Raw genomic sequence first — 5,396 nt, forward strand, 5'->3', positions numbered from 1 at the left:
GCACTGGGGTGAGGTCACCTTCACGTTCGAGAACTGCCAGGAGGCTACCGCCGAAATCTCCGGCCTCGACGGCACCCAAACCCACGACCTCGTCAGGGTCAGCGAAACCGCCGGCATGTCCAGCTGCGGGCTGTAACCCGAAGGTCAAGCAACACGGCGGCTCGGCCTTGCAGGCTTCAATACCTGCAATGGCCCGGCCGCCGTTTTTCTTTTCAAAACTGCCTCAAGCGCGGGTCCACCGGCGAGATGCCGGTCTTCGGATTTCCACACAGATGTCAGGAATTACCGGATTTCCCCGTAAGGCTCACTATTGCCACAATCATTCATAATCTCCTTAGGAGAATTCATGCGCGTCCTGTTTCTGATCACGATCCTGTTGCTGATGGCCCTCCCGGCCACCGCTCAGTCCGACACCACCATCGCCTACCAGGGCCAGCTCCAGGACGCCAGTGGCCCGCACGACGGCACACCCGGCATGGAGTTCAGGCTTTTTGACAGTCTGACCGACGGTGCCCAGATAGGCACTGAAATCGTATTGTCGGCGGTGCCGGTCACAGACGGACTGTTCGAGGTCGATCTGGATTTCGGGGCGCCTTATGGCGCCGAGCCAACCTACCTGGAAGTTATGGTCGCCGGTGAGACCCTGGCCCCGCGCCAGCGAATTTTGGCCGCACCTTTGGCGATTCACGCACTGTCGCTGGATACCGCCTATGCCGACAATCGTTTTTGGAAATTAGATGGGAATTCAGGCACTGACCCGGCCAATGATTACCTCGGCACAACAGATGCAGTCCCGCTCGAATTTCGGGTAGAAGGCAGCCGCGTACTGCGTATCGAGCCGCTTCCCGAGGATTTGCCCTTCCCTTGGCAGGAATCCGCTCAGAATATCACCGCAGGCTGGTCACAAAATAGTGTCGATAACGGCGTTATCGGAGCGACAATCGGTGGTGGTGGTGGGCATCGTCAGTCGGCCGTTGCTTGGCCTAATCGGGTTAGCGGTCACTTTGGGACAGTTTCCGGCGGTCTTGACAATGCCGTCAGTGGCTTTTATGGAACGGTTGGCGGTGGTAATGGCAATAGAGCTCTCCACGAAGGGGCGACGGTTGCCGGAGGCTACGATAATCAGGCCATTGGTTGGAAGGCTACAATTGGTGGCGGCAATGGTAACGACGCTACTGCCGACGAGACAACCGTAGGTGGTGGTGGACGAAACGATGCCACTGGCTCAGCGTCGACAGTCAGCGGTGGCATGGGCAATACAGCCAGCGGCATTGCCGCTACGGTGCCCGGAGGGGATGGAAATACCGCATCGGGTTCCCGCAGTTTTGCCGTCGGCTATAGAGCTCAAGCTATTCACGATAACGCTTTTGTCTGGAGCGATTCGAGCCATACGCTTTTTGAGTCAACTGGGGCTGACCAATTCTTGATCAACGCCGCCGGCGGTGTCGGTATCGGCACCAACAGCCCCGCCCGCGACCTGCATATCAAGCAACGTAGCACCAACAACGGACAGATCGGCCTGCAGATCGAGCGTAGCGATAACTTCAACAACTGGGGGCTCTACATTGCCACGTCAGACAATCTCGGCTTTCGCTACAACGATGTTCTGAAGTCCCGGATCGATGCCGATGATGGCGTCTACTCGACCTCATCCGACCGGAACGCCAAGAAGGATATTCAGACATTGTCCGGAGTGCTGGGCAGGGTGCTAAAGCTCAAGCCCCGAACCTATCTCATGAAGGAGCAGGATGAGTCGGCTCTGCGTTCTCCAGGGTTCATCGCCCAGGAAGTCCAGCCCCTGTTTCCCGCCACAGTGGCCGTTCAGGATGGCGAGTACGCCCTGAAATACAGCCAGATCACCGTGCTCAATACCGCTGCCCTGATTGAGCTGAACGAGCATTTCAGCAGTGCAATGGCCAGTCTCGAGAGCGAATCCGAGAAACGTTTCGCGGCACTGGAATCCGCAAACACCGATCTTCGTGCGCGCGTGGCGGCATTGTCGAGCGAAACGCGGAAGATGCAGGCGCTAGTCGATCGCAATCGGGCGCTTGAAGAACGGCTGGCCAGTCTCGAATCGCTTATCCTCGAAGGCCAGCAGGTTGCGGAGCAATGATCCCGGACCGGTAACGTGTCGGCCGCGGCACTCCGAACCGCGAAGGCGGGCGAGGCCCGTGTTTGTCCTCGCGCGTTTGAATCCTGTAGGGTATTTTCCCGCCAGCACCGGTCGGAAACCTGCCCAGTATGTATTCTGATTGCGATCCCTGGTTGCGGGTAGCCCGGCCGGTTTTTCATTAAACCAGCCGAAGGGGAGTCTCACGTGCAATACATCCGTCCCGCCATGATCGCGATTGCAGCCGGCTTGATGCAGATGGCCGCGGCATCGACGAGCATCACTTATCAGGGCCAGCTTCAGGACACTGAAGGGCCGGTCACGGACGTCGTGGACCTGAGTTTTTCGCTCTACGAGACCGAGGATGGCAACAACCAGGTCGGTACCACGATCACCCGTTCAGGCGTCGAGGTCGAAGACGGCCTGTTCCAGGTCGAGCTCGATTTCGGCGCCGGCGCCTTCGACGGCAGCCCGCGCTATCTTGAAATCGCCGTGGACAACGGCGAGCCACTCGCGCCGCGCCAGCCCGTTTCGCCGTCCCCGACTGCCATGCTGTCCCTGAATGTCGCCGAAGAGGCTGTCGACAGCGCGCAGATTGCTACTGGTTCGGTGGGCAGTGATGAGCTTGCCGACGCCGTGGCGGTCAGTGAGCTGAACGCCGATGCAGTCAATGGCGCGGTGACTGGCAATGAACCAGTTACCAGCCTGGTCGGTGATGGATTCAGTATCCAGGGCGGAGCTCTGGTTGCCGAGGGTGGCGAATGGACTGTTTCGGCGCAGCGCCTGGTTCCCGAAGACGGCAGTGTCGAAGGCATAACTCTGACCGGCGACTCGGCCGAGCCTGTGATCGACGCCGGCTCGGGTGCGACCGACGCTGGCGTGGCCGTGGTGCGCGGCCACGCAACGGCCGCGGGAACGGCGGCTGAGACCATCGGCGTCGAAGGGCGTACGGATGCCGATGCCGACAACGCGTCCGACCCGGAAGTGGTACCGGTCGGCATTCGCGGGGTGGCCACCGGCGCCGGCGTGACCCGGGGCGTCGTGGGCGAAACGGAATCGCCGGTCGGCCGCGCCGTGTCTGGCTTTGCCACGTCTTCCGGATATGTCCATGATGCCGCCGAAAACGCCGCCGTTGCGATCATGGGCGTAACCGATCGGGACAACAGCCATGCCCAGGTCAATGACGCCATTGCCGTATTTGGCAACAGCGTTGCGCAGAGCGGTACTACGTTCGGCGTGGTCGGGCGGTCGGAATCACCCGATGGCGTTGCGGTGCTGGGCAACTCGATCGATCCCGGCGGCATTGCCGTTTTTGCCAACGGAGACAGCTTTACGGAGGGTGATCATGGCGTCTCCGGCGACGTCACGATCGACGGCGCGATGACCTCGTCGGAAGCAGTCGTGACCAGTGCCGACAGCGCATCGGAGACGGCTGCCATCCACGGTGAGGTTACTGCTATCGACAGCGAGAACTTCGGCGTCAGAGGTGTCACGAACTCGAGCCAGGACCAGGCCGCCGGCGTGCTGGGCGTGGCCAGTGCGGATAGTGGGCTCGCCCAGGGCGTGCGCGGCGTTGCGGAAAACGGGATTGCGATAGAAGCTAGGAATAGCGGCGCCTCGGGCTTCCAGACCGGGCTGTTTGCCACGATCGAGTCCGACAGCGGAGAGGCTGTGCAGGCCCTGGCGAGCGCGGAAAGCGGGCCAACATCCGGCGTGTGGGGCCGCAGTAATTCTCCCGACGGCTACGGAGTTCGCGGCAGTGGCGGAGCCGATGAAGGTGAGCCGATAGGCGTTTATGGTCAGACCAATTCAGTCGATGGTTACGGCGTCTACTCAGCCGATGCCACGCGCTCAGAAGGCGTTTTCGAGGCCGACAACGGTATCGTGCATCGCCAGCGCGGCGAGCCGGGGACAGGCGAACTGGCCGACGGAGAGGTCATGGTCTACAACTCCGACGGCAGCGATGGGCACAATGCCGGCGACCTGGTCTACGCGGTCAACAACAGCGGCAGCATCCTGACAGAAACCCTTGTCGAGAAGGCCAACGCGTCGAGCCTCAGTTCCAGCGCCGAACCCGCTTCCCGCCCGAAAGCGTCGCTTGCCTCGGACAGGACTTCGGATTTCGGGACGACTCGAATTGACTCGCTGGAGCGCGACAACCGGCGCAAGCAGAAACGCATCGAGTTGCTCGAGCAACAACTTGAACAGCAACAGCAGCGGCTTGCTCGCCTGGAAAAGGTCTTGCTGGAAGATCGTCGGGTGGCCGAAGAGTAGGCGCGTCAAGCCATACCCGCTCGATATGCGGATTCAGGAGCCGATCTTGTCCACACCAGCACCGCGATGCCGGCGGCCTCGACCACCTCGACGTTGGCAGCACTGCGGTGCTCCACTGTGCTCGTGGTAGAATTTTGCCGGTTGGTCAGGTTGAGAGATTCTGCGAATGAATGCCGAGATCATCTTCAATGTGGAGGAGTCCCCGGACGGCGGATTCGATGCTCGAGCCCTGGATGCGCCCATTTTCACTCAGGCCGATTCAATCGATGAACTTCGAGACTCGGTCCGCGACGCAGTTGCCTGCCATTTCGAGGAATCCGATCGGCCGAAGATGATTCGGCTTCACTTCGTCCGGGATGAAATCATTGCAGCATGAAGCTGCCACGGGATGTTAGTGGTGACGAGCTGACAGCGCGTCTTGGCGATTTGGGTTACAAGCCTACATGGCAGACTGGCAGCCATGTTCGCCTGACCCGGCATTCGAAAGACGGTGCCCAGCACACAACAATTCCGCGCCACAGCAATCTCAAAATCAGGCACCCTGAACGGCATTCTCCGCGAAGTTTCGGGGCAGCTCGGAATTGAAAAGGATGAACTGGCAGAGCGACTGTTTTCCAAGTAGGCCGGATTGCGGTCACGCCCGTGCAGAATTCAACTTCTCTTCTCCTGCATGAACCCGAAGACCCGGTCGATTTCAACGTCCATGCTATCGACGCCGCGTTGACGGTACTCGACGATGCCCTTGTCGAGCCCACGGTCACCAATGACGAGTTGGTGCGGAATTCCGATCAGCTCGGCGTCGGCGAACATCACGCCGGGGCGGAGCGGTCGGTCGTCCATCAGCACTTCGATGCCGGCGGCGGTGAGTTCCTCGTAGAACTTCTCGGCCTGCTCGCGAGCGCGGTGCGACTTGTGGCCGTTGACCGGCAGGATGGCGACCTGGAACGGCGCCATCGGCTCGGGCCAGATAATGCCCGCGTCGTCGTGGTTCTGCTCGATCGCGGCGGCGACG

5 protein-coding genes are annotated in these 5,396 nt (G+C 60.7%); 4 read left to right on the top strand and 1 reads right to left on the bottom strand.

Annotation, left to right across the window (positions count from 1 at the left end; translation table 11 throughout):
• The first annotated feature begins 346 nt into the window (after positions 1-346).
• The 4 genes from DZK26_RS04265 to DZK26_RS14695 all read left to right on the top strand — a co-directional run bounded on the left by DZK26_RS04265 (position 347) and on the right by DZK26_RS14695 (position 4,969).
• Positions 347-2,113 (top strand): tail fiber domain-containing protein, encoded by a 1,767-nt coding sequence (locus tag DZK26_RS04265; RefSeq protein ID WP_116899096.1) that lies wholly within the window; start codon positions 347-349, stop codon positions 2,111-2,113.
• A gap of 225 nt (positions 2,114-2,338) precedes the next feature.
• Positions 2,339-4,384, top strand: a complete 2,046-nt coding sequence (locus DZK26_RS04270) for a hypothetical protein (protein ID WP_181935610.1) — start codon at positions 2,339-2,341, stop codon at positions 4,382-4,384.
• Positions 4,385-4,550: 166 nt separating this feature from the next.
• Positions 4,551-4,760: a type II toxin-antitoxin system HicB family antitoxin gene (locus tag DZK26_RS04275; protein ID WP_116899094.1), complete on the top strand. Its 210-nt coding sequence runs from the start codon at positions 4,551-4,553 to the stop codon at positions 4,758-4,760.
• Positions 4,757-4,969: a type II toxin-antitoxin system HicA family toxin gene (locus tag DZK26_RS14695; RefSeq protein WP_220337247.1), complete on the top strand. Its 213-nt coding sequence runs from the start codon at positions 4,757-4,759 to the stop codon at positions 4,967-4,969. Before DZK26_RS04275 ends, DZK26_RS14695 begins: the two co-directional genes overlap by 4 nt.
• Positions 4,970-5,035: 66 nt before the next feature.
• On the opposite strand, the gene DZK26_RS04285 is transcribed toward DZK26_RS14695, so the two are convergent.
• On the bottom strand, positions 5,036-5,396 hold a 361-nt coding region (locus DZK26_RS04285), incomplete at its 5' end, for a His/Gly/Thr/Pro-type tRNA ligase C-terminal domain-containing protein (protein WP_258870896.1).

Source organism: Wenzhouxiangella sp. 15190 (assembly GCF_003417465.1).
Taxonomy (GTDB): domain Bacteria; phylum Pseudomonadota; class Gammaproteobacteria; order Xanthomonadales; family Wenzhouxiangellaceae; genus Wenzhouxiangella.

Coding starts and splice junctions, on each gene's coding strand:
- DZK26_RS04265 (WP_116899096.1), top strand. CDS start 347: ATGCGCGTCCTGTTTCTGATCACGATCCTGTTGCTGATGGCCCTCCCG.
- DZK26_RS04270 (WP_181935610.1), top strand. CDS start 2,339: ATGATCGCGATTGCAGCCGGCTTGATGCAGATGGCCGCGGCATCGACG.
- DZK26_RS04275 (WP_116899094.1), top strand. CDS start 4,551: ATGAATGCCGAGATCATCTTCAATGTGGAGGAGTCCCCGGACGGCGGA.
- DZK26_RS14695 (WP_220337247.1), top strand. CDS start 4,757: ATGAAGCTGCCACGGGATGTTAGTGGTGACGAGCTGACAGCGCGTCTT.